Consider the following 24,792-nt stretch of genomic DNA (forward strand, 5'->3'; position numbering starts at 1 on the left):
GTCATGTGCAGCGAAGCCAATTCAAATTGGTATGGTGAAGGGTTATACCGTTGCAATGGGATCAAGTCCATTGCCTGCAATTGAATTGCGCGTGATGGTTGCCAGAGGGACAAGGTCTGAGATAACGAAAATCACAAGAATTGGACAGATAAAGCAAATGTGTGCAAGACAGTAAATTCTTGTTTCTTCAAACTATAGAGACAGTTTTATAGCAGCTCAATGGCAGGGAGGACTCATGATGAAATGGCTATTGTTTGCTACAGCGTCTGCAATTCTGCTTGTAATAGGTCTTTCAACTAAGACGTATGCAAACGAGACGACTGCAAATGAGATCTTTAATCTCGCTCGCAATGGTTACTTTGAGGATGAGGGAATCCCTAGTCATGGTGGACTGACGAATGCCTATCGATTGGGCAATGTCACGGCTGAAGATTTGGTCAATGCAGCCATTCAACAGAATCGCTTATCTCCTGAAATGTTGGAGAATGAACGTTTTCTTCGGGCAATCAACCAGTATTTACTGGACGATGCCAATGGCGATTAGACAAAAATTACAGCAGTTTTTTACCAATTCACATTTTGTACGCTACAGATCAAAATCCCTCTGCCTTTAGCATTCCCCTTGATAAGCTACGGTGTGCACGGATCTTAAATGAGAGTTCAAAACGTGACTCGATCCCTTAAAAAGGGGACTTCCGCTCGGATCTCCTCGTCAAGAAAGGTTATGAAAGCTTAAGGCAAAGACAATGGCTCAAACACTGATTCTGGGAAGGCTTCCTGACGCACCTCCGCCGCATTCAATGTGGCTACGGCTATACACGATCGCCTTAAAAAAGTTGCTGTAAACCAGTGAACTAACCCAACAGAATGCTGATAACAGTTGAAGAAATGGAAAAACCAGATTATGAATTCGACTGAATTGTTAGAACGTTATGCAGCAGGAGAGAGAAACTTTAAGAGTGTAGATCTCACCGGAGCAAAACTTGAACGAGCCTATTTGAGAGGCGTTGATTTGCAGAGTGCGAACTTGCGTGAAACTCACTTTTACAATACAGATTTGATTGATGCCAATCTCAGTCAAACCAATTTACTAACTGCAAGTTTATACAAAGCAGATCTCACAAATGCCAATTTAGAAGGCACCAACTTATACAATGCCGACCTGAGAGAAGCCAAGTTGCATCGAGCTAACCTGCGTCAAGCTGACCTGAGAAGATCTAATTTGTTTCAGGCTGAGCTGAATGAAGCTGATCTGAGAGCCGTAATTTTGTGTGATGCCGATCTCTATCGAGCCAGGCTCCAGAATGTGGATTTAAGAGGGGCTGATTTAAGGGGAGCCGACCTGTTTGGAGCCAACTTAAAGGGTGCTTATTACAACGAGAGTACACAATTTGATCCGGGTTTTGACCCCGTCAACATAGGAATGCAAATTCTATCTTAAAGCGATCGCCCCTTGTCATTATCTCTGTAGCCATCATGAAACGCCCTCAACCTTGCTCCAATCTGTATTCTCTGCCGTTACTTTTCATATGCCTGGGCTTATTAAACAGTTGTCGCTCTGGTGAGCCATCTGCCGTTGCCCAACAACCAGAAGGCATTGCAGTCCAACTTGAAATGATCGAAACTAGTTTGGTTTCCGATAGTTCAAACTATATCGCAACCTTAGAATCCCGTCAGTCTGTGACGTTGCAACCCCGTGTTGAGGGGTTAGTCTCTCGCATTTTGGTCAATCCAGGTGACACGGTTGCGGCTGGAACCCCACTGATTCAGATTGATCCGGCTCGTCAGCAAGCCGCTGTCGTTAGTTCTGCGGCAGGAATTGAATCTGCCCGCGCCGATGTTGAGAATGCCAGAGCGACGTTGGCATCCTATCAGGCTGAGAAGTTGGAACGACAGGCCGATCTCGCCTTTATGCAACAGCAATATAACCGTTATGTGGCATTGCAAGAGGAAGGTGCCGTTAGCCAGGAAGTTAGAGATGAGTATGGCAACAGTTTAGCGATCGCCCAGGCTAGTTTAGAAGCGATGAACGCCCAGATTGAAGCACAACGAGCCGCGATCGCTCGTGCCCAAAGAGTGTTGCAACAGGCGCAAGCCAGCACCCAAGAGCAACAGGTGCAGCTTCAGTACTACACCATTACGGCTCCTTTTTCGGGTACGGTGGGAGATATTCCTCCCAGGGTTGGAGACTTTGTCAACACCTCAACTCCACTGGTAACCATTACGCAGAACGAGTCGCTAGAAGTGAATCTCTCCGTTCCGGCAGAGGAAGCCGCCCGGTTGTCTTTGGGGACTCCTATTGAGTTGCTCAACGATGCAGGGGCATCTGTTGGTACAAGCCGTGTCTCCTTTATCGCACCCAACACCAATAACAGTACGCAATCGGTGTTAGTGAAGGCAATATTTGATAACGCGAGTGGGCAACTGCGAGCGGACCAACAGGTACGGGGGCGAGTCATCTGGAGTCAAAATTCGGGTGTGATGATCCCCACGACGGCAGTGACCCGCATTGCAGGTGAAAGTTTTGTCTATGTTGCAGAACCCGCAGAAGATAACTCTGGGTTAGTTGTCCGCCAGCAGCAAGTCGAGTTAGGACAGATTGACGGCAATCAGTATCACGTGATTGAGGGACTAGAACAGGGCGATCGCATTGCCGTTACAGGGTTATTGCAGTTATCGGATGGAGCCGCCATTCTCTCGGAGACAACAGAACCGAGTAATCCTGAAACGTAACTTTGCCAGATGGTAAAGCCCGCTATCGCGTTGTTTTAGCCAACTGAACGGTTGCTTTTAAACATCACTATTAGGCTGTAAGCTTTGCGTTTTGAGTTTCGTTGCAATTGCCCTCCCTTGCTCTTTTTCACCTATGTTTTCCGACCTCTTCATCAAACGCCCCGTTCTCTCAGCCGTCTTTGCGATCATCATTACATTGGTGGGGGCGATCGCCATTCCAACCCTGCCTGTAGAGCAGTATCCCGACATCAGCCCGGTTCAAGTTGTGGTGACGAGTAATTACATTGGAGCCAGTGCTCAAGTGGTAGAAGAGACCGTTACTACCGTATTAGAGCGGCAGATCAATGGGGTAAAGGGAATGCGCTACATGTCGTCTAGTAGCGCAAACGATGGCACCAGTACGATCACTGTCACCTTTGAGCAGGGCTATGACCAGGATATTGCGGCAGTAGATGTACAAAACCGAGTCTCGATCGCCGAACCCCAGCTTCCAGAAGAGGTGCGGCGAGTAGGCGTCACCGTTCGCAAACAGTCGGCTTCAACCGTTGTTGGGATGGCAATTTTTAGTGATGACGGTCGCTACGACAGCGAATTTATTAGCAACTACGCCGACCTGTATGTGATTGACGAACTCAAACGTATCCCAGGCGTAGGGGATATTTTTGTGAACGGAGAACGACGTTATGCCATGCGGTTGTGGCTCGATCCCAATAAGCTAGCGACGCGAGGAATCACCGCTCAAGATGTGGCAACTGCCATTCGGGAACAAAACTTGCAGGTCGGAATTGGGCGTATTGGTCAGTCGCCTTCGGTGGACGGGCAACTGTATCAGATTGACTTGCAGGCAAGGGGTAGATTGCGTGAGGTGAGCGAGTTTGAGGAGTTGATCCTGAAAGCTGAGCAGGATGGCACGCTGGTGAAGCTTAAGGATGTAGGACGAGTTGAATTAGGTGCTGAGAATTACAATACCTTTGCTCGTTGGAGCCGTCAGGATGCCCTGGGCTACCGAATTGTGCAGCTTCCTGGCAGTAATGCCCTGGCAACTGCTAACGCCGTTAAAGCAGAAATGGCACGATTGTCAGAAAACTTTCCGCCTGGGTTAGCCTACGAGATTCCCTACGACCCGACGCTGTTTGTGGTGGAGTCGCGCCAAGAGGTGTTGAAAACGCTGTATGAGGCGATCGCTCTGGTCATTCTGGTCATCTTTGTCTTTCTGCAAGACTGGCGTGCCACTCTGATTCCGATTGTCACGATTCCGATTTCTCTGATTGGCACCTTTGCTTTTATCAAAGTCTTTGGCTTTTCTATGAACAGTTTGACGCTGTTTGGGATTACGCTGGCGACGGGTCTGGTTGTGGATGACGCGATTATTGTAGTGGAAGATATTGCCCGTTTGATTCAAGAGGAGGGGGTGTCGGCGCGGCGGGCGGCTTCTGAAGCGATGCGAGAGCTATTTGGGGCGGTGATTGCCACTTCTCTTGTATTGATGGCGGTGTTTGTTCCGGTTGCCTTCTTTCCCGGAACCACGGGTCAACTTTATCAACAATTTGCCTTAACGATCGCCTTTTCCATCGCCCTTTCAACCTTCCTGGCATTGACCTTAGCTCCGGCAATGTCGGCTCTGTTACTGCGACAAACCCCCTCCAGTTCGGGTTTTCTCGGTCGAGTCTTTGCTCAAATCAACCGCTTGATTGATTGGACGCGACGGAGTTATCGGCGATCGCTAGAGTTTCTCAACCGCGTTAAGTATGTCGTATTAGCCCTTTTTGTGGCATCGCTGGGGCTAACTGCCTGGATGTATACGGTGGTGCCCACTGGATTTCTCCCCGAAGAAGATCAGGGATTGCTCATCAACATCGTGCAGGGGCCAGACGGCACATCGCTCAATTACACCAGCGACGTGATTGAGCAAGTTGAAGATGCCATGTTACAGATTCCTGAGATTGCCGGAACTTTTACCCTGGGGGGAGTGGGGGCGATCGGTAATACTTCTAATAGTGCTTTTTCTTACATGCCACTGTTGCCCTGGGAGGAACGTGAAGGGCATGAACATTCTGCGCTGGCGTTGTTAGAGCGCATCCGTGAACCATTGTCTAAGATCACAATGGCTAATATTTTGTCGGTTAACCTTCCTACCATTCAGGGTTTGGGGAGCATTGGTGGTTTCACCTTTGAGTTACAGGATCAGGGCAACAACGATATTGATACGTTAGTGCAAGTCAAAAATGACTTAATTCAACAGGCAAACGCTGCACCAGAACTCCAAAATGTTTTCAGCACTTACACCGCTAATGCACCACAACTGGTCGTTGAGGTGCAACGGGATCAAGCCAGAGCATTGCAGGTTCCGATTGATGATATTTTCTCTACATTGCAGATCTTCCTGGGGTCACAATACGTCAACGACTTCAATGCTTTCGCTCGAACCTATCGTGTTTATGTGCAGGCCGACAGCCAGTTCCGCTCTAACCCTGATGACATCAATGAACTCTATGTGCGCTCAACCACGGGAGACATGATCCCGATGAGCAAACTGGTGACGATTAGCTCCATCACAGGCCCTCAGGTAGTAAGCCACTACAATCTCTATCGCTCGATTGAGATTAACGGTTCTCAAGCTCCGGGTTACAGTTCAGGGCAGGCGATCGCCGCAATGGAGCGGATCGCTTCAGAAGTATTGCCCGCCAGCATGAGTTTTGAATGGTCGGGTTTGTCCTTGGAGGAGATCTCGTCGGGAGGGCAAGCCCCGTTAATTTTTGCCCTGGGGTTAATCTTCGTCTTCTTGGTGCTGGCGGGTCAGTATGAGAACTTCATTGATCCGGTCATCATTATGTTGACTGTACCGCTTGCCGTTTTGGGTGCATTGTTGGCGCAGGCGATGCGAGGCTTGCCTAATGATGTCTACTGCCAGGTAGGACTGGTTATGTTAATTGGTTTAGCGAGCAAAAATGCCATTCTGATTGTCGAATTTGCCAATCAATTAAAAGAACAGGGCTTATCCGTGACCAAGGCAGCGATCGAAGCGTCAGAATCGCGTCTTCGCCCCATTTTGATGACTGCCCTCTCCTTTATCTTTGGCATCATCCCCCTCGTATACGCGGAAGGAGCAGGGTCAGGCAGTCGCATCTCGCTGGGAACGGCCGTCATGGGTGGCATGATTGTCTCTACATTTTTGAGCTTATTTGTTGTTCCGGTGCTCTACATCATCATCGGCAACTTGCGCGATCGCTTCACAGATTTCTTCAACAAAAAACCACCTGAACCCCCCATTCCCGAACCTACTGTACAACCGATTCAACCGGAGCCTCTCAATGAGCAAGTTTAAAGACCTCTGCCAGATTTATAATCAATCCCATTCAGAAATGTCGGAATACCTGGAGTCTTGTGTTCAGTTTGCCGAAACACTGATGAAGGGATTAGAAGTTTATCTCGATGCACCTGCAAAGCGCATTACGTATCGCGATCGCCAGGGTGAAGAAAAATCCTTGAGGGAAGCTTTGTGTTTAAGAGATGGGGTATGGCACGTTGATGTTGCTTTGACCATGTGTCCTGAAAGTGCCTATCGATTGAGGGCGGCAGAGTTTGCCCGATGTTACTATCCCCGTCAAACGGTTCTGCTCTCGTTTGTGATCAAAAAAATCACAGTTGATACATTTCTCGTGGGGTTGGAGAACTACCCGACTCAGTTTACAGTTGATGCAAAAGAACAGAATAGTCTCACTAAACTATATGAATTTGTAGTCAATGTGCTCGAAGCTTACTACAAACACATCCTGCAAATTATCCTGAAACAGGATGAATCTCCTCGAAAAGTTGAGTTTGAACATATAGAAAACTATCTCTAAGAATATTTCTGGATCTATGGCTTCTCTCAATCATGCATGAAGTTCAGAGAGCAGTTTAGGAGCTTTTTCCCAACTAGAAATAGAACTCCTGAACCTCGTCTTAACCAGCCCTTCAGTTGCTATGTAGAAAATTAAATGTAGGTGTAGAGTAATGATTGCGTCAACCATATTTAAAATACTGATGCAAGAAGTAGTGATGCAGGAAGCAGTGATGCAAGAAGTAGAAGATCATGACTCAAACTCTGTAAAACCAACTCCCGACCTCTCGGCTCGTGAATTGGAAGTATTGCAATTATTGGTTGAAGGGCTGAGCAATCCTGAAATTGCTGCTCACCTATACCTCAGTCCAAACACTGTTAAAACCCATGTCAGGGGAATTCTCAACAAACTGGGTGTTCAGCACCGTTTGCAAGCGGCTGTAGCTGCCCTGCGTTTGGGGTTGGTTTAAATCCAGTACCTCATACAAGATCGCAAAATGATTGACAGAATTTTGCTGACTCATCAGTCAATTGTTAATCTATAGCAACTGCCGAGACAGTTAATTTGAGGGGGTGTGGGGCTGTGCTCCCAACCAAAGGTTCCATCCCTGCACCCCATCCTAACCAACCCCTCGGTTGCTTAAAAACAGACCTGGCGATCGCTCTTAGGAGTAATCTTGAAGGCGATCGCTAACGTAACAAAACATGAATACTATTCGTCTGTGAGCTCATCTTCCAATAACGTTATTGAAATTGGCAAAAATTGTGAGATCCAATTGCAAAATTCTTCCTGTACTTCATTCTTTCTGATAGGTGCAGTGAGTTGATCTTCTGGACTCTTGCTTCAAGGGTTGCTCTGTATCCAAACCTGACCTTAAGACCAGGTTCTAGCTCTATCATTTTACCTAGTAAAAGATTAGTAGTATCGTCATAGGCTGAATAGAGCTTCACCCATAGACTAAAGATCATTAACACCTGGGTATCGAAACCAAAGCTGTTTGCAGCTAAGGGATGGCTACCGTCGAGACAGTTAGAACAAAGGAGGCGTTACTCTCGCTAGAGTTTTACCTCTATATGCCAATCTAACCAATCGTTCGACTGCTATAGGATGAGCATTACCTGGATAAATTAGTCCTGGGGACATCACTGTGATACAGCTTGCAGTTCCGGTTGGAGAATGCGATCACATTCAAGGAGCAGAAAATGCAGCTGTCGTGCTCCTGGAATATGGAGACTATGAATGTTTGCGCTGTAAGGAAATGCACCGCATTATCAAAACAATTCAAAAACAGCGTGATCAATCACTTCGCTTTGTATTTCGCCACTTTCCTCTAGTAGCCATTCATCCCATGGCTCAACATCTTGCTGAAACTGTGGAAGCAGCAGCTGCACAGGGATATTTTTGGGAGGTCCATGATTATTTATTTGAGCAGCTCCATTTTGCCGGTAATGGCAATTTGCACCGATATGTCACAACTCTTGGCTTAGATGTAGACCGTTTTGAGCGCGAGATTGCAGAACATCTTTATGTTGATCGAGTCAGGGTAGATTTGCAAAGTGGCTTAGCCAGTGGAGTAAACGGGATTCCTACGCTTTTTATCAATAATATTCGCCACGATGGCTCATGGGATTTGAACAGTGTGCAGGCTGCTGTAACCACCGCTTACAAAACATCGTGATACCAGATTAGTCGTCAGTCCAAAACGTTTCCTTCAGAGGCATTATCCATGATAGTTAGCAGCTTGACTTATTCTTCTATTGATCTACAATCCACTGTTCAAGAAACCCAATCCCTTCAAACCGCCAACCCTCTGGATGGATTGCCTCTGTACAAATTGCAGCGAGTCATTGACTACATGCATCAACATCTTCATCAAGAGATTCAGTTAGCTGATTTAGCTAAAGTTGCAAAGATGAGTCAGTTTTACTTCTGTCATTTGTTTAAACAGTCTATGGGAACTTCTCCCTATCAATTTCTGATTCAACAAAGGGTAGAGCGCGCCAAACAGTTGTTGCAGGATGAAGAAATGACGATTAGTGAAATTGCATTAGAATGTGGATTTTCGAATCAAAGTCATTTCACCCGACGCTTTCGACAATTGACGGGCATTACACCAAAAGTCTATCGAAATCAACAGAAGATGTTGGCTTATGGCTGTAAAGATTCCGCATCTGTTGTATAAGAAATACCCACTGTACTTGTCACTCAACTGAGAACTTTGTGCTTGAGAAAATCATGTAATTCACCCTTCAATTTACTCTCAAGCTGGTTTCACCCTGTACTTCAGTCTAGGCAGAAATTGCACTAATACACAGACAATCACTCATCTGGAAGAGAGTAACTTTTGGTTGCTATTCCTGTAAAGTTATATTGACTTAGGTGTAAGTCAGCGTCAATAGTATGCAAAAGACATGAAGCCTAGCGGCAACATTGATGAATCAAATTCAGCTAATCATTCACCTATCATTGTTTCGGTTCGCCAAATTTATCTACCTGCTATACAACCCCGTCGATATTTTAATTCACAATCCAATCAGAGATTAATTCAGTCCATCAAGACTCACGGCATTCTTCAACCGCTATTGGTGCGTCCAAGAGCGGTAGGAGGTTATGAACTCGTAGCTGGAGAACGTCGTTACCGGGCTGCGATCGCGGCTGAGTTGGAGCGTGTGCCCGTTCTCATTCGAGAGCTAACTGATGCAGAGGCAGCAGAGATAGGCTTGATGGAGAACCTGCTGAGGGAGGATCTGAATCCCTTAGAGGAGACAGAGGGTATCCTGCATCTGTTAGCAATGCGGCTCAATCGGTCTATTGAAGAAATTCCACGGTTGTTACACCAGTTACAACATCAGTACAAAAAACGGATAGGTGAAACGTCCAAGCATAGTCTTGAACAGGAAGAACACCATGGAGACAATCAGGACAGTTTAACACTCATCACCGTGGAAGCTGTGTTTGCGAGTTTGCAGCGGATGAGTTGGGTTTCATTTGTCAATAATCGCTTGCCACTTCTCAATCTACCGGGTGATATATTGGGGGCATTACGGCTTGGAAGAATTGAATACACCAAAGCTAAAGTGATTGCACAGTTGAAGAATGTTGAGCAACGCCAGCAACTATTAGAACAGGCGATCGCACATAATTGGTCATTGAATCGAATTAAGGAAGAGGTAAAAGCGTTGCAACTTCAAACCTCTACAGTATCCCTTAAACAGCGTGTTGACAGAGCCTATCGTCAACTCAAACAGGTTAAGCCGTGGGAACATCCCCAAAAACAGAACAAATTGGAGACATTGTTAACAGAGCTAGAAACTCTATTACAGGATGAATAACGGATGCGTTTAGTGATTGGGAGATCTATGAGCTTGGTTAGGCTACCAGCAATACTGGCGGTCAGGCTATTAGACACTAGGAATGACAGCTACTGCATCGATCTCAAATAACATGCCATCTACCGCTAGTCGTGATACTGGAATAAGGGTGCTAGCAGGCTGGCGATCGCGGCTCCACATAGCGTTTCTTGCTGCTGAAATGAGTTTTAATTTCTCCATTGTGTGATCGACGGAAAGGATAGTAATTTTTACAACTTGCTCTGGGGATGCTCCAACAGCGGCTAATGCGTTGCGTAAGTTGTTAAAGGACTGCTTTAACTGCTCTGCAAAGTCTTCGGAAATGAGATTGTCATTTGTATCAGCACCATATTGACCTGCAATATGAACCAGTTTCACTCCAGGAGGGACAACTGTAATTTGTGAGAACCCATAGGTAGAGGAATCGGGTAGCTCCGGTGGGTTCAGACGCTTGATGAAGTGATCATGCATGATCAAATTTCTCCTAGTTTAAAAATTAACTGTCTCGACAGTTGCTATAAATGCTAAAGATCACACCCCAATGACCAAGCTTTGCCAGTGGGCTAATGCTACATTGGCTCGGATCTTTCGACTCGTGGTTGACAAGATAAAAACTTAAACGGAAGTGGATTGCCAGGAACCTGTATCTTTGAGAAATGGAGAAAATTGGGGCTCTGACCAGTGTAACGGGAGGCTGCTTTGTACCCGATAGCCCCTTTCCAGATGGAAGCGCAACAACCGTTCTGCACCAGCATAGGTGTTAATTTCGGCTCCCTCCCAAATCACCTCAGCGGTGCCCGTTAAATAGAGAATATCACCGCGATCGAAGTCAATGAACAACAAGCCTGCATGAGGGTTGAGTTCTAAATTGCCGAAGGTGTTGAAGTGACAATTGCCCGAAAAATCAGGAATGGTTAGGGTTTGATTATCCTCATCAATTCGGACAAAACCGGGGTTGCCGCCTCGATGAGAAACATCTACGCCACTTGCCTCTCCTGCGGATTCATCTTGATAGGCTGTGGCAATGAAGAAAGTATCAGAAGACGCGATCGCCTCTCGTTCTGGCTCCGACAATAGTGTAAACTCATTAATTGGTTTAGGAGTAGTTGGGTCAAACTCACCTAACTCATACATCCGGGCTTGGATATATTGAGGACAATTGCCAAAGCTTTGTCCTACTCGCACCTCAAACCCATTGGCATCGGTTGCAGTTACTACTCCATTCATCCGATTACGACGACGGGTATGCAGTTCAATGCCCAGGAACCCGATATCAATACCCTCTGTGAGGATGGTAGTTAAGGGATCTCCAAATAGGGGTTTGGCTTTGACTTGTAAGGTGCGATCGTCGGGTGAAGACATAAAGCCCGGTTCACCTACCAGGATCGATGCCCAGGGATGACCTGCTTGATCGACAGTTCCCACAATCACATAGGGTAATTGTGCATAGAACTGGCGATGCTGTTCTGGCAAGAACTCTCGAATGACTCGTCGTCCTTGTTTATCCATTCGCTCCAGAGCACCTAATCGTGTCTGAATTGCCAACTCACCCGCATGAAATGGAGATTCGCTGCGAGTCCAACCTGGAATTGCCATATGCTACTACCACTGATTGACGTTAAACGTTGCCTGTCAATGTTCATTGATGGGCTTTTGAGGCGATCGCACTCTAACCGTTGAGTAAAGCTCTACAGATATGTCTGGTAGATGCTAAAAGCACCCTCCCCTAAGCGGCTGGAGCAATGAGTTCCATGCGAATGCCACCGGGCATATAGAACATCATGTGGTGAGTGGGACCCCCACCAAGAGGTTCAGGGGCAAATTCGATTTGCACTCCCTCTGTAGTTGCCAAGGTTTGATGTAGAGATTTGAGTGTCTCTAAACTATTTACCTTCAAAGCAAAGTGATGCAGCCCAATATTGTTTTTTCGATCAAATGGAACAGCACTCGCAGGATTGGCAGCTTGCCAAAGAGTCAGTAGAGTGGTGCCATCTGATAAGAAGAAGGCTGGATAACTTGGAACTTCACCTACTTGTTTAAAATCCAGGACATTAATAAAGAAGTCACGGGTTGCGGTGAGGTTTGGAACGGTCAGCCCAATGTGATGAGCACCTTGAGTAATTGCCATAGAACAAATCTCCGTAAAGAACTAGATTGGTTGGTTGATATGGATATGTTAGTGATGCATTAGTCGTTTGAGTCGAAATCCAGAATAGAGTTAGGTTTCCTTTGGTTAAACTCCCTGATATAGCAACCGAGGGGTTGGTTAGGACGGAGTGCAGCCCCACATCCCCTTCTATGAATTGTCTCGACAGTTGCTATATACCTGTGAAACGCTGTCAAACCTGACGATACACGTCGAGCCTGTAACATCAAATATTCTGGAATATTCAATAGAGTAAAAGCTTTTCGGGGTTGAGCCATCTTTGCTGAAAATGGCACTTCTTCTTCTGGCTTAAGACTTCTTGCAATTCCAGTAGGACAGTTGAAGTGGGAATGTAGCAAGCGATTCTACACTAACCAAATTTACTCTACTAGATAAATACTCAATCAATCTCTGCTGTTGTTGCGAATTTTAGTCTAGTTTTGCGATCTTGCTACTTTAGCCAGCGAGACTGAAAACCGTTATAGGAAAGGCAGTCTATTGGTGGGGGATCACGAACAGGTTTGGTCATGGGGCTGTATGTTGGGTGAAACAACTCAATCGTAAGTGTGAATATTTTCTTGGACGGATGACTGGAATCAAGTTTGCAAATGTTAGTTGAAACTCTTGGTTCAACGTTATTACTTGTGATACTTCGTAATATTCAACATGGTAATCACTTACGACCTTAACCATGCTTCGTTGAAGAGAACGCTTCCTTTTTTGCGACTTAAAACCTCTTCTGATTCCAACTGAGCAAAAGTTCGAGATAATACTTCTGGAGACAATCCCAGTTCGATCGCTAGAGTTTTAAGAGGTTGCGTTAGGGGAACTGTAAGTTGTCCGGGTTGACGTTGTTGGTAGAGATAATGCAGTAGACGCTCCCGGGCTGAACGGATGCTACGTAGTTCTAAGAGGCGTTTCACAGTAGCAAATCGATGGGTCAAATGTGCCAGATATTGTTCAGATAAACTGGGTGATTGGCGTAATGTTTCTAGAAACATCTGCTTGGGAATTGCCATGATGCGTGAAGGTTGCTCAGCGATCGCAGTACACGCATAAGTCTCAAAATACAATGATGCTTCCGCAAAACTTTCCCCTACATTCACTAAATAGTGAGTGATGATTTGCTGATCTGTGAAGCTGAGAAGTTTGATACGACCAGACTCTACCCAGAAAATGGCTTGGGCTGGTTCCCCTTGTTGAAACAAGAGTTGGTTTTTGGATAGGTTGTGATACGTCAATGCACGCCTCAAAACAGGTGGCAATTCGTTAATCATCAACATTCGCCCCCTACGCGGCGTTAACTGAGATGGGCGATCGCCGGGTTCCTTCAGCACGACGAATGTCGCGCCAAATTTGAGTAGCCGCTAATGCACCATCCGCTGCCGCAATAACAACTTGATTCATACCAACTTTTAGATCACCGACCGCAAAGATCCGGGGGTGGGAGGTACGGTTCATTTTGTCGGTAATCAAATTGCCACCCTGGTATTCCAGATCGATGTTTTTCAGATAGCCCGCGTGATACTTTGATCCCATTGAAACCAAGCCTGCATCCAATTTCACAATGGAACCATCGGCAAGTTCTACCCCTGTCATTTGATGGTTTTCACCGAGGAATTGTTTAATGGGTTGTTCAATTAAAGTGAAACCGTTGCTAGTGAGGCGATCGCGCAGTTCTGCCCCTACCTCAAATTCACCATTGGTAAACAGGGTGATGTGTGGAGTAAACCAACTCAGTGAGAATGCGACCTCTAAGCTCGACTCATGGCTACCAAACACACCAACTCGTTGGTCACGCATTTCGTAGCCATCACAGATCAAACAAACGTGCAGATTGTGCCCCGCATAGTCAAATACATTTTGCATATCTGCCAACTTGGGAAGGTGATCGATAATGCCACTGGCAGCAATTAGATAACGACTGCGAAACACAGCATACGTAGGGTTTGTGCGCCCAATCCGCACACGCACAGCAAAGGTTTCACCCTCATCCATGACCTCTTCTACATAAGCGTTGAGATAGTCACCATCGAGAGACAGGTAATGAGCTTTTCCCTGCTTCAGGACATCCCGACCGGGCGTATCAGGAGGCAAGCCCAGGTAATTGTGCAATTCTTGCATCCAGTGCGATCGCGCTTTGCCTTTGTCGATGATGAGTGTCGAGAGGAGATAGCGTTGTAGATAAATTCCAGCGGATAATCCAGCGGCTCCACCTCCGACCACCAAGACATCATAAATCTGGTCAGTACGTTGATTTAAAGTTTGTTTGGTGAGTTGCATAAATACCTCTGGGAATGCTTCAGACGAGAAGCTTAAAAGATGTACCGTTCGTTCGGTATATCTTTACTGTACCGTTCGTTCGGTACAATGTCAACTAATTTGTTTGATATAGAGCTGTGGTCAGAAAGCTTAAGGCAACGACAATGGCTCAAACCCTGACTCTGGGGAGGCTTTCTGACTCGTCTCCGCCCCATCGAATGCGGCTACGGCTACAGCAACTGTCGAGACAGTTGAGACAAGGGAGTTTGGGCAAACCCTGTCCTGATACGCTTTAAGTGGTTTCCAGTGCAAATGCGGACGCTAGTAGGGGCGGGTTTAGTGGTTTACTAACGGCAAACCCAGGAACTGATCTGCCAAACCCGCCCCTAACGACATCTGTCTTGATCTCCATTTGATTTGGTATAACTAACCCCTCGGTTGCTATACACTTTCTTCTGTCACGTTCTCCATGAACCAATCCCATACAGCCCGCGTTTCCAGGTTCCTACTTGAAACTGGAGTGACAGAGGCAGAGCCTCTGTGTGTGCATTCCTGTCTGGAAGCAGAAAAATTGCGGCAAAATACCGTCTACCGCAGGGATTAAAGAAGGATCGACGTAATTCAATAGCTTGTAACTGAACTGATTTCGTTTTAACGACAACCAACAGCCCTTGCTCTGATCACTCTATCTAAATTGGGAGTGAACTCGATGGTGTAAGGGTAGGGCGACGCACTGTTGCAGGACATTCTGGCGTGGTTTGCGCGACGCGGATACGACCAGGAACTAGCCCCAACGATTAAATTACCGTTTAATCGCAGCGCAAGGCTATTCACTTGCATCGAGTTTGTTCTACCATTCGTCAGCACGGAGGATAGAAATGTTGCGGCTCGGATGTTGCCATTGGCAGGGTTAATTCTCGTGAGAATGGCAACTTTTGCTCCACCACCACTACCATAATTGGTTAGCCATCCATTGGTCGCAAATCGCCGGAAATCTTGAGAAGGTCTGCCTTGCGTGCCAGTAGCGGTAAACACGGCATAGATATTACCGCCATTCCATACCAGTCCATAACCTGTGCTATCGTCACCTGTCACTTCGTAGTTGGTTTTGCACCAGACTCGTCTACCTGCATCAAAACGAATTAGCCGAGGATCTTTGTTGTTGGCTGAGACTTGTTGATAGCCAATATAGATGGTGCTTTGCCCGACTGTGACGGAGGCACCACCTCTGGCACGAATAGTTGCTTCAGACTCATTGCAATTGAAGGCGATCGCCTCATTTCGGACTGATGAGGCTGCCAAAGCATGGCTCTGTAATTCACTCAGGCTAATCGCTGTACTCAAACCTAAAAGAGCCATGATCCGTACACAAGCTGTTGTTAACCGAGATAGCTTGAACCGTTGTTTAGCTTGCATAATAGTTTTTCCCAGCAGAAACAATTGATGAATTGACTGGTAACGTGTGAGAAGCATCAACAAGAGCGATCGCTCACTATCACGACTAGCCTGATCCTCACCTAGTATTCCCTTGGTGAACCGACTCAATTACAGTTCATGAGGACGTAGCGCAACAGATTATGTACCTGTGCCCGTCTTTCGCTTTTTGGAGTGGCTTAGTGTAATGGTGTGCTCAGTGTTCGTTCTTGTTGTTTGTTTGTAAAAGCCAGACGATAAACATAACGCTAAAGAGAAGATCACAGCACCCGACTAGAAATGAAATGAGGGGTAGATCACCTGTGAAATAGAAAATGAAAAAGAAGAGAGCGATCGTAAACTTACAGGCTGCGGCTGCGGCGATAAAGAGGTTTTCTGGTGTGCGGTTAATAAAAAGCCAAGCATATCCCAGTCCAAAAATCAGAATCCACGAAGCAATAACCCAGAGACTAAAAGGGGATACATTTGTCGGCAGTCCAAACGAATCAGCCGTGGAGTAATAGACTGGAGGTGCAAAACTAATGGCTCCAAAGACATTAAAAATGGCTGTGAGTAACAAACAGTATCGAAACCAGGGTGCGATAGGGGGATGAGGTTTTGGAGAGGCAGTCATAGTCTATAAAAATGATGGTCGTCCCACCACAATAGTTCCCAAGGAGTAATGCTTCAGCACGCAGAAGAGACGGAGAGGCGTTGTGTAAACACCCTCAGAGAGATCGGCTAAAACCTGACCACAGCATCAAGAAACGGGTTGCTTATGTTGGGAGCGATCGCCTGGAAGCGATTTTGATAGATTTTGGGATGGGCTTACTGCCCTCCAGTGAGATCAATGTTGAATGTTTGAGCGAGGATAAGGGGATTGAAATATTCTCGGATTGTGCCTATCTTGCCGTCTCTCATCTCAAACACAACAATGTAAACGTTTTGATAGGATGCTCCATTTTCAGCAATCACAAAGTTTCCTTGTCCTTCTACCGTGACGGTTTGCTCATCCGCAGAAACGATCACGCGTAAATTTTCAAACTGAATTCTGCTGAAGGTTTGATTGATGCGTTGAAAGAAACCCTGCACGGCTGCTTTACCTTCAAAACGGTTGGGTGCTCCGGGTAACTGGTAGGGTTGCTCTAGCACAACGTTCTCCGCCAGGAGATCCCCAAGTCCCTGCAAATTCTCGGCTTCAATCTGTTGAATGAAGGTTCGGATCGTCTGTTCTGACGTGGATGAGGTCGGCATGGTTTGGGCGAGCAACGGCACTGCTTCTGCGTTTGCGGCAGAAGTCAGGGGAATAGAAGTTAAGGCGATCGCAGGTAATATGCCAACAACGGTACAGAGAATGCCTGGAAATGACCGATTCATAGTTTCGCAATCCTCAGGATATGAATAAGTTATTTTTCTTTACTCTAGCCAGTATATAGCTGTCCTAAACCAGTTATGAGATGAGTAGGCTGTAAGAGGTGCGTCCCTCCGAGGTGAACCTCTTACAACCCGTTTGGGATTGATATGTACTGCGATCAATTTGGATTTTGGTCTGGTGAAGAGCTTTGCGTTGATTGATGAGATTCTTGAGAAAGGATCTACCCATCGGTTTTCGGTAGGAGCGTTTCGCGAAACTCCCCTACGGTTATTTTGTTTCCTGGAAATCTTCTAAAGGTTCTATAGCCGTAGTCATCTCAATTAAGAGGATAAAGTACTCAACAGGACAGACGCGACGAATCGCGTCTCTCTCAGCAGGACTCAAATTCAATGTCCTAATGGTTTTGGCGATCGCTATATTTCACGAAACGATGCAGAATTGTTATGTGGAGTTCTCACCTGTACCAAGTTTCACTCCCCATTCGTCTTATTTTCTTAAGCAAAAAGGTTTTATTCACGAAAATCTAAGGGTTAGTGATTGAATATTCTTTAGAAATTGATCGGCAGGATTCATCACCATGAGCAAATTATTCAACCGTTCCGAATTAAAAGATATTGCTCAATCTCATCGGTTAGTGTTGTGGTCTCTTTTAGCAGGAATTGTGATTAGCCTGTTGCGCTTTTCAGGAATTGATCCACAGCTTGGTAATTTACTGTATATTGCAGCAGCACTGTTTCAAATTTTTTCGTTATTTCGATTAGGAACAGCACTCAAACTGTCGGCTGTCCTGTTAGTTTTATTAATCATTGGCTTATTTATCCCCATCGTCAGCTTGTTTATTCTGCTGTATATGCACAGTGAGGCGATGAGAGTTCTCAAACAAGGGGGTGTAAATGTGGGTTTTATGGGGGCTGATCCAAACTCAATTTAAAGCTCCTCAAACGCTTAGGCAGGTGTGTACAGCAAAGTGCTGAGTGTTGAGGCTTGAGTGCTTAGGACTGAGTGTTGAGGCTGAAAGGTAGCACGTTACGTTCAAAATTTAGAGGTGTCCTGACAAACCGTTCATTTGGATAGCAACTGTCGAGATAGATGAGACAAAGAGGTGTAGGGGATTGCGTCTCCAGCCAAGGATTCCATCCCCTCTCTACAAATTGGTAGCGATTAATGTACCAATGCGGCTGGATCGGGATGATCAGCTAATCGGCCATCCTCCATGTAGATAATGCGATCGGCAATGTCGAGAATCCGGTTGTCGTGAGTCACCAGGAGAATGGTGCAATGCTGTTCCTTGGCAAGTTTTTGCATCAGACTGACCACTTCTCGACCCGATTTTTTGTCGAGCGCGGCGGTAGGTTCGTCAGCAAGAATGATGCGGGGTTGGCTGACCAGGGCACGGGCGATCGCCACTCGTTGTTTTTGTCCACCTGACAAACTATCTGCGTAATAGTCGATGCGTTGTTCCAAGCCGACTGATTTGAGAATATCAGTGGCGATCGCATCCATGTCTTGATTGAGATATTGCGGATGTAGTTCTAGAGACATGCGAACGTTCTGTTTTGCAGTCAAAAAAGTCATCAAGTTGTGAGCTTGAAAGATGTAACCAATTTGTTTTCGTAACAGTAAAAGTTGTTGTTTTGTTGCTCCACAAATTTCCTGATCGAGAATCTTGAGACTTCCTTCTTGAGCCGATCGCAAGCCTCCCATCAGGGTTAAGAGTGTTGTTTTACCAGAACCGGATGGACCTGTCATGATAATGATCTCTCCGGCGTAAATGTCGAGATTGATATCAAACAATGCCTGCTTACGGAGGTCACCCTGCCCAAAGTAATGATTCAAATGGCGGGCGGAAATGACTGGAGTGGTTGCTTGTTCAGGAGACTGGGAGGGAGAGATGAGAGTTTGCATAGAGGGAGTGAAGGAGTAAGGAATGGCAGGAACGCAATTAATCGCGTTTGTACAAAGGGATAAAGCTTAAAAAATATCGGCAGGGTCGGCACTCCGCAGTTTTCGCATGGCGACTGCACCGGAGGCAACGCACATGATGATGGTGAGGAGGAGGACAGCGATCGCCCGATCAACTTTCATGCCAATGGGGAGGAGTGTTGCGCCGTAGACAATTTGGTAAAGTCCGGTAGCCAGAAAAAGACTGGGAACAAAGCCAATCAGAGCGAGGATGAGGGACTCTTGCATCAACACAATGAGGAGGTAGCGATCGCTATATCCCATTGCCTTCAAAGTAGCGAACTCAGGCAGGTGATCGGACACATCGGAATAGAGAATTTGGTACACGATGACGATGCCAACGATGAAGCCAATCACCGTTCCCAACCCAAAGATGAAACCGATGCCCGTACCATTTGCCCAGTAGCCTTTTTCAATATCAGCAAATCCGTCGGGAGTCAGCACCATCACATCGTCGGGGAGGATGGCGTCGATCTGCTGACGTACGGCTTCCACATCGGCTCCGGGCTCCAGGCGGATCAGTCCCACTTCGATCTGGTCAGGCGTACGTTCGGGGAACAGGTTGAGGAAGGTCGAATCGCTGACGACAACATTACCATCGGCAGCAAAGGATGACCCCATCGTAAATACTCCGCTGACCTGCACCTGCTTGTTGTTGAGTTGAGCCTCAAAGGAACCACTTTGCTCAAACCGTTGGGCGATCGCCCCATATTCCGGTCGTCCTGCGCGGTCAAACAACACCTGATTCAGCGGTTTAATCTGATCTAACCTTTGATTAATTTCTGCGGATTGAAACACCGGGCTACCGGGATCAAATCCCCACACCAAAATGGTGCGACTCTGCAAGGTTTCAGGGTTACGCCATTGAGCCGATCCGATATAGAGCGGATTAACAGACGCAACTTCATCGACCCCTGCTGCCTGATAGAGCCGCTCACGGGGAGAACTGCGAACGGCAAACAGCGTTTGAAATTGGGGATTGGCAATCACCAGGTCTGCATCCAGTTCTCGGTAGGGCTTAGTCGCTGCATCAAACAACGCTCCTTGAAAGCCCATCTGCACAAACATGAGGATGTCTGCAAAGGCAATTCCGGCGATCGCCACTGTCAGTCGTGCTTTTTGCTTGGTCAGCAGAAGCCACGCTAGCGGTGTTTTCTTGGTCAAAGTTTGCAACATAAATTGAACTCCTGGGTTAAACCAACCCGTGTCGTAGTGCCACGACAGCAGCTTGCAGTCGGTGCTCAACTCCCAGCTTGTTTAGAATGCTGCGAACGTGGGTCTTAATGGTGTTAGGGCTGAGATAAAGGCGACGGGCAATTTCTGGGTTACTGGCTCCTTCCGTAATCAGCTTGAGCACCTCTCGCTCACGGCTTGACAGAGGCATGAAGTGGGATTGTGATTGAACGGTAGTGGGTTGCATAGAATTCTCCAGAGAAAAGGGGACGTTTTATATCGAACATTCGTTATCATTCAGGACAGGTGAAATCACGGTTGAATCTTGACCTGCACCTGCATATTGGTCAGTTGTGCCACCTGACGACTAGCCGCAGGCGTAAGGGCAATGCGAACTTCTACCACGCGGCGATCGAGGTTCTCTCCGGGTTGGTTGCTAAAGGTGTTTTGACGGCTCACCTGCCAACCCACCTGAGATACAGTGCCCTGCAATTCACCTGAAAAGCCCTGCCCGGTCACAATCGCAGTTTGTCCGGGTTGGATGTTACCGATGTCAGATTGATACACTTCAGCAACGACTTCCATCTGATCTGTTTGTCCCAAATCAGCGATACCGCTCTCGCTCAGCTTCTCACCGGGGCGAGTGTGGATTTTCAGAACTTGTCCGGCAATGGGGGCACGAATATAGGCTTGCTCTAAATCGGTTTGCGCCTGAGTAAGAGCCGCGATCGCCCCATCTACTTCGGTCTGCGCTACCTGTACATCTACCGGGCGCACTTCGGCAATGCGATCCAGGGTTGCAGTAGCTTCCTGGAGTTGGGCTTCCAGGGTTTCTAGCGTGCGGTTCTGATTTTCCTGCGCTTCTCGCAATTGCTTCTCGGCAGTCACAGCCGTCAAACGACGACTGTCTAACGTAGACTGTGACACAGCCCCTTCCTGATACAACTGTTGATATCGGTTGTACTCAACTTGAGCGTTTTGATATTCCGCTTCTAATCGAGCCAGAGTTGCAGCCTGTACTCCGCGTGCTCCGTTCAGTTCTGCCCGGAGACGTACAATCGCGGCCTGTTGTGCTTGTACCTCCCCGGTTTTGGCTCCAGCCCGTACCTGTGCCAACCGCGCCTGTGCTTGCCGTACCTCTTCCTGCGCCTGTTGCACTGCATTTTGGAGGCGATCGCGTGAACTCAAGACGGCAATAATCTGCCCTGTTTCGACGCGATCGCCCTCTTTCACCCGCAGTTCTGCAAGGCGATCGCCATCTAGCGTCATTGGTGCAGCTAATTGGATGACTTCAGTGGCAGGTTCTAACCGCCCTAAAGCACTGATAGAGCGACTGTCTGGAGTGACTTCAACGGATTGCGCCGTACTCTCCTTTGCCTGGTTGATGGCTGAGATGCCGTAGACTGTGATACCTCCGGTAATCGTCGTAGCCATGAATAGCAGGGTCATCAGCCGACGATTTGGTAGTTTTAGGGTGTGTTGCATAAGGGCGTCTCCTAAAGTTGCTTAGACCGATTCAGGATGCTGGTCTAGATAAAGTTTCAGCATGGTCATGATGAGTTGAACGGGTTTTTGAAAGGTGAATTCCTCAGGGTCAAACATTCGGTGTAATAACAAGCCGTCAATGAAGCACCCCAGCAGTTCCAGCAGGTTTCTATCTTTGATGGCTACCAGGTCACTAATCTCCTGTTCATGGTCTTTCCAAATTTGGGAGAAGAGAGAGAGGCGATCGCTGCCATCTCGCTTTTGCTGCTGGTAAAACTCCACCATCAGCAGGTTCTGTTTAATGAAATAGTCTTCGTGCCTCTCGATGAACTGGAAGATGGCACTGATGCGCTCTAATGTTGATGTCTTCTGGTGAGTTTCGATGACTGCACTGCGAATATCTCGTAGCGTCATTTCTCGAACCATCTGCTCAAATAACACTTCCTTACTGGGAAAGTAGTGGTAAAGCGTTCCTGTAGACACCTTTAACCCCTGAGCAATCTGCCGCATGGTAATAGCGGCGTATCCTTTCTCGGCAAACAGGTCAAAGCATTGGCTCAATAACTCCTTGCGATATTGGTCGTGGTCAATGATTTTGGGCATGGGACGAAAGCAAGCGACGATCTCAGGGAATCACAATCTGTCCAAAGGGACAAGGTGAGGGGCGATCGCTGAGGATTCAAATTCGAGGACGGGTTACTGGAGAAGGCGCAAGATGTCAGAGAGTTCCTCCAGACAAAACGGTTTTATATCGAACGTTTGTTATATATTAACCGCACAAGCTCGGCTTTGTAAAGGGTCTGTTACTTCAAAGGCGTTGCTGAATAAGAATATGAGATCGCGAGCAAGATGCTCGCACTCCCTTGTGATGATCGCGATAGGGTGAGCGTCTCGCTCACGTTGGGAATTTACGGATCATTTGTCATTTCAGCAACGCCACTTCAAAGTAGGTCGGTTAACCAAATTCCGCCCTTTGTCGCTGTTTCTTCTCCAAATATTGCTGATGTTCCTCCGTGGCTAACCAATACTGGGAGGCTGCTTGAATTTGCGTGACGATTGGTTTGTCATACTTTCCAGAGCGATCGAGCCACTCTTTAGATCGTCTTGCTCTCTCGGCTTGTTCGGTTGTGTGATAGAAGATGACGGAGCGGTATTGCTCTCCCCGGTCTGCGCCCTGGCGATTGAGGCTAGTTGGGTCATGAATGCTCCAAAAAAGTATGAGCAACTCGTCGTAACTGACCAAAGATGGGTCGTAGGTGACCTGGCAGACTTCAGCATGTCCTGTGATGCGCGATAACACATCCAGGTAGCAGGGATTGTCAAAATGTCCGCCCATATAACCGACTGATGTGGATACAACCCCTTTCATTTTCCGAAAGGCAGCTTCCACTCCCCAAAAACATCCGGCTCCAAATGTCGCTATCTCCATTGGATCTGTTGCAAATCAAAGACTCAATGTAGTAACTCTACCGGGAAGTGGGAAAAATTTCCCGTCTCAGCGATCGCCAATGCTATTTAGGATCGCGAATTTATGAAGGTGTAATTCCTGGCGTAGGGGCGTGACATTCGGTCAAAAGCTCTTGCCATTGTTTCAGAACCCTCTGCCGAATGCCGCGCCCGTACATGGGGTTGCCGTTTTTCAGGTTATTTAATTCACGGTCCTTAAGTGATGGGGGTTAGGGTAGAATCCCCGTAAAAGGCACTACTCCCTTTACCCCCGTTGTTTATTGAAGGTCGCGATCAGTTCACGACCAATTATCGATCGGGCTGTGGATTGATGATCTCGCTGGTATCCACTGTGCTGTTATAGAGATCGCTTGGATTAGCATCTCCAGAAGGGGGTTTAGCACTGCTCTTTTCTGCGGTGTTTGCCTGTCCCAGATCGCGAGTGTCAAAGGTGGTGGTGTATTGCTCAGGAAGATTTGACTTACTGTCAACTACCTCAAAGGCAAAAGCGACTGGAACCAGGATTGAATTGAGCATAAGAGCAGACAGACCAGCAAAAGCAAAGCGTTTCATAGACTACCTCCTAAAGGTTTAAGGAATGATTGAGGGAAGAGATGGTTGTCTGAACCGCTCTCTTAACCTCATGTTTTGTAGTCTCTCTGGTGAACTTAAATAGTTCATAAGATAAACGTGAAAGAATCTTTATAAACGCTATGATCGTGACATTATCACTACCGATTGCTATCCTGTTTGAGATTTCAGTTCAGACCTTAATTCCTCCATTAGGGGAAGCTAACCATGAATCGTATATGGATTTCTCAAACTCAAAAATGGTTCATTCCGATCGCTACTGGTACGGGTTTGATGCTGAGTTTATTGTTGGCTGTTAGCCCCAACGCTGATTCTCAACAAACCCATTCTCCTGCTGAAGTGGATTCCGATAATATCTACCACGAAGATGACAATTTGCCAGATGATGCTGATGTTTTTCCCCGTATGGGTAGACTGCTTGGCTCATCTAGCGATCGCAACAATTGTCGAATAAGACCCTGGGGGCAAGTCGTTAATACAATTCCCGGTGGCGCGTTTGTGGAAATTGATCATCGTAGAGTTGATCAAAATAATGAATCCTGGTTTCATGCTCCCAATCAGAATTGTTGGGTTCACGATAGTCGTATTGATTTACTCTAATCAACGCTAAAGTCCTGATCTCGAACTCAGATTAATTGTGACTGACAATGGCACTTGTGCCCAGTGATGTGATATCTATTATTTCCCAAACAGATCGGCTGCTCCGTGAAAATCACACCACTTTTTACCTTCAGGGATGGGTGTTCCACATGTTAAACAATGATCAGGGAGGTAGGGAGGATCGGGAATCTCTCCTGATCCTTCACAGGTAGGACAACCTACTGCTACGGCAGAAGCATCTTCTCTGTAAACAAGAACAATTTTTGAACCGTTACATTCAGGACATTGCATAGACTTTTGAACATACGACTAAAGGGCTTGAAGGCACCTTCTAGAGTAATTTTACAGCGGTTCTCACACGGGTAAACCACAAATGTTCGGTAGGAGCGGGTTTTGCAATAAGTTCTTGGGTTTGCCGTTAGTAAACAGTCA

General features: G+C 46.8%; 25 protein-coding genes and 2 pseudogenes. 12 read left to right on the forward strand and 15 right to left on the reverse strand.

From position 1 onward, the window contains the following. Window positions 1-235: 235 nt before the first annotated feature. The 9 genes and pseudogenes from H6G89_RS29845 to H6G89_RS29885 all read left to right on the forward strand — a co-directional run bounded on the left by H6G89_RS29845 (window position 236) and on the right by H6G89_RS29885 (window position 9,889). Complete coding sequence (locus H6G89_RS29845) at window positions 236-544, forward strand: hypothetical protein (protein WP_190513622.1); 309 nt, start codon at window positions 236-238, stop codon at window positions 542-544. Between the two features lie 360 nt (window positions 545-904). Beyond that, window positions 905-1,441 carry a pentapeptide repeat-containing protein gene (locus tag H6G89_RS29850; RefSeq protein WP_190513624.1) on the forward strand — a complete coding sequence of 179 codons (537 nt, stop codon included), beginning with the start codon at window positions 905-907 and terminating at the stop codon, window positions 1,439-1,441. A gap of 35 nt (window positions 1,442-1,476) precedes the next feature. After that, complete coding sequence (locus H6G89_RS29855; RefSeq protein WP_190513626.1) at window positions 1,477-2,733, forward strand: efflux RND transporter periplasmic adaptor subunit; 1,257 nt, start codon at window positions 1,477-1,479, stop codon at window positions 2,731-2,733. Window positions 2,734-2,866: 133 nt separating this feature from the next. Further along, window positions 2,867-6,058 carry an efflux RND transporter permease subunit gene (locus tag H6G89_RS29860; RefSeq protein ID WP_190513628.1) on the forward strand — a complete coding sequence of 1,064 codons (3,192 nt, stop codon included), beginning with the start codon at window positions 2,867-2,869 and terminating at the stop codon, window positions 6,056-6,058. Then, complete coding sequence (locus tag H6G89_RS29865; RefSeq protein ID WP_190513630.1) at window positions 6,045-6,578, forward strand: hypothetical protein; 534 nt, start codon at window positions 6,045-6,047, stop codon at window positions 6,576-6,578. Before H6G89_RS29860 ends, H6G89_RS29865 begins: the two co-directional genes overlap by 14 nt. Window positions 6,579-6,840: 262 nt before the next feature. Next, window positions 6,841-7,026, forward strand: a pseudogene (locus tag H6G89_RS35310) (helix-turn-helix domain-containing protein); the annotation flags it as partial. 678 nt (window positions 7,027-7,704) lie between these two features. Beyond that, window positions 7,705-8,235 carry a DsbA family protein gene (locus H6G89_RS29875; RefSeq protein ID WP_199337005.1) on the forward strand — a complete coding sequence of 177 codons (531 nt, stop codon included), beginning with the start codon at window positions 7,705-7,707 and terminating at the stop codon, window positions 8,233-8,235. Between the two features lie 48 nt (window positions 8,236-8,283). Continuing rightward, window positions 8,284-8,739 (forward strand): helix-turn-helix domain-containing protein, encoded by a 456-nt coding sequence (locus tag H6G89_RS29880; protein ID WP_190513634.1) that lies wholly within the window; start codon window positions 8,284-8,286, stop codon window positions 8,737-8,739. A gap of 229 nt (window positions 8,740-8,968) precedes the next feature. Continuing rightward, window positions 8,969-9,889: a ParB/RepB/Spo0J family partition protein gene (locus H6G89_RS29885; protein WP_190513636.1), complete on the forward strand. Its 921-nt coding sequence runs from the start codon at window positions 8,969-8,971 to the stop codon at window positions 9,887-9,889. 69 nt (window positions 9,890-9,958) lie between these two features. On the opposite strand, the gene H6G89_RS29890 is transcribed toward H6G89_RS29885, so the two are convergent. From H6G89_RS29890 to H6G89_RS29910, 5 genes are all read right to left on the reverse strand, one after another. Further along, complete coding sequence (locus H6G89_RS29890) at window positions 9,959-10,378, reverse strand: RidA family protein (protein ID WP_190513638.1); 420 nt, start codon at window positions 10,376-10,378, stop codon at window positions 9,959-9,961. A 144-nt stretch (window positions 10,379-10,522) separates the two neighbouring features. Then, window positions 10,523-11,503, reverse strand: a complete 981-nt coding sequence (locus H6G89_RS29895) for a pyridoxamine 5'-phosphate oxidase family protein (protein ID WP_190513640.1) — start codon at window positions 11,501-11,503, stop codon at window positions 10,523-10,525. Window positions 11,504-11,633: 130 nt separating this feature from the next. Next, window positions 11,634-12,035, reverse strand: coding sequence for a VOC family protein (locus tag H6G89_RS29900; protein ID WP_190513642.1), 402 nt, complete (start codon window positions 12,033-12,035; stop codon window positions 11,634-11,636). A 695-nt stretch (window positions 12,036-12,730) separates the two neighbouring features. After that, entirely contained in the window at window positions 12,731-13,390 is a 660-nt protein-coding gene (locus H6G89_RS29905) for a Crp/Fnr family transcriptional regulator (protein WP_199337006.1), read from the reverse strand. Continuing rightward, window positions 13,344-14,336: an NAD(P)/FAD-dependent oxidoreductase gene (locus H6G89_RS29910; RefSeq protein WP_190513643.1), complete on the reverse strand. Its 993-nt coding sequence runs from the start codon at window positions 14,334-14,336 to the stop codon at window positions 13,344-13,346. The genes H6G89_RS29905 and H6G89_RS29910 overlap by 47 nt, the downstream gene beginning before the upstream one ends. A 116-nt stretch (window positions 14,337-14,452) precedes the next feature. Between H6G89_RS29910 and H6G89_RS29915 the strand changes: the two genes are divergently transcribed. Continuing rightward, on the forward strand, window positions 14,453-14,611 hold the full coding sequence (locus H6G89_RS29915) for a hypothetical protein (protein WP_190513645.1): 159 nt from the start codon (window positions 14,453-14,455) through the stop codon (window positions 14,609-14,611). Between the two features lie 355 nt (window positions 14,612-14,966). Here H6G89_RS29915 and H6G89_RS29920 read toward each other — a convergent pair whose 3' ends face one another. The 3 genes from H6G89_RS29920 to H6G89_RS29930 all read right to left on the reverse strand — a co-directional run bounded on the left by H6G89_RS29920 (window position 14,967) and on the right by H6G89_RS29930 (window position 17,105). Then, on the reverse strand, window positions 14,967-15,731 hold the full coding sequence (locus tag H6G89_RS29920) for a hypothetical protein (protein ID WP_199337007.1): 765 nt from the start codon (window positions 15,729-15,731) through the stop codon (window positions 14,967-14,969). Between the two features lie 214 nt (window positions 15,732-15,945). Then, a complete protein-coding gene (locus tag H6G89_RS29925) occupies window positions 15,946-16,362 on the reverse strand; it encodes a hypothetical protein (protein WP_190513646.1) in 417 nt (138 codons plus the stop codon). A 194-nt stretch (window positions 16,363-16,556) separates the two neighbouring features. After that, window positions 16,557-17,105 carry a nuclear transport factor 2 family protein gene (locus H6G89_RS29930; RefSeq protein WP_190513648.1) on the reverse strand — a complete coding sequence of 183 codons (549 nt, stop codon included), beginning with the start codon at window positions 17,103-17,105 and terminating at the stop codon, window positions 16,557-16,559. 575 nt (window positions 17,106-17,680) lie between these two features. Here H6G89_RS29930 and H6G89_RS29935 point away from each other — a divergent pair. Beyond that, complete coding sequence (locus H6G89_RS29935; protein ID WP_190513650.1) at window positions 17,681-18,034, forward strand: hypothetical protein; 354 nt, start codon at window positions 17,681-17,683, stop codon at window positions 18,032-18,034. Window positions 18,035-18,264: 230 nt separating this feature from the next. Here H6G89_RS29935 and H6G89_RS29940 read toward each other — a convergent pair whose 3' ends face one another. The 7 genes and pseudogenes from H6G89_RS29940 to H6G89_RS29970 form a co-directional block, all read right to left on the reverse strand. Then, a complete protein-coding gene (locus tag H6G89_RS29940) occupies window positions 18,265-19,008 on the reverse strand; it encodes a DevA family ABC transporter ATP-binding protein (protein WP_190513652.1) in 744 nt (247 codons plus the stop codon). Between the two features lie 66 nt (window positions 19,009-19,074). Then, window positions 19,075-20,241, reverse strand: a complete 1,167-nt coding sequence (devC, locus tag H6G89_RS29945) for an ABC transporter permease DevC (RefSeq protein WP_190513654.1) — start codon at window positions 20,239-20,241, stop codon at window positions 19,075-19,077. A 16-nt stretch (window positions 20,242-20,257) separates the two neighbouring features. Then, window positions 20,258-20,446, reverse strand: a pseudogene (locus tag H6G89_RS29950) (response regulator transcription factor); the annotation flags it as partial. Between the two features lie 104 nt (window positions 20,447-20,550). Continuing rightward, on the reverse strand, window positions 20,551-21,723 hold the full coding sequence (locus H6G89_RS29955; RefSeq protein ID WP_190513659.1) for an ABC exporter membrane fusion protein: 1,173 nt from the start codon (window positions 21,721-21,723) through the stop codon (window positions 20,551-20,553). Between the two features lie 21 nt (window positions 21,724-21,744). After that, a complete protein-coding gene (locus H6G89_RS29960) occupies window positions 21,745-22,326 on the reverse strand; it encodes a TetR/AcrR family transcriptional regulator (RefSeq protein WP_190513660.1) in 582 nt (193 codons plus the stop codon). A 352-nt stretch (window positions 22,327-22,678) separates the two neighbouring features. Next, window positions 22,679-23,152, reverse strand: coding sequence for a peptide-methionine (S)-S-oxide reductase MsrA (gene msrA, locus H6G89_RS29965; protein WP_190513662.1), 474 nt, complete (start codon window positions 23,150-23,152; stop codon window positions 22,679-22,681). Between the two features lie 326 nt (window positions 23,153-23,478). Further along, window positions 23,479-23,742: a hypothetical protein gene (locus tag H6G89_RS29970; RefSeq protein ID WP_190513663.1), complete on the reverse strand. Its 264-nt coding sequence runs from the start codon at window positions 23,740-23,742 to the stop codon at window positions 23,479-23,481. Window positions 23,743-23,967: 225 nt separating this feature from the next. Between H6G89_RS29970 and H6G89_RS29975 the strand changes: the two genes are divergently transcribed. Next, window positions 23,968-24,360, forward strand: coding sequence for a hypothetical protein (locus H6G89_RS29975; RefSeq protein WP_190513664.1), 393 nt, complete (start codon window positions 23,968-23,970; stop codon window positions 24,358-24,360). Window positions 24,361-24,792 lie beyond the last annotated feature (432 nt).

Origin of the sequence: Oscillatoria sp. FACHB-1407, from assembly GCF_014697545.1 — a bacterium.
Classification (GTDB): domain Bacteria; phylum Cyanobacteriota; class Cyanobacteriia; order Elainellales; family Elainellaceae; genus FACHB-1407.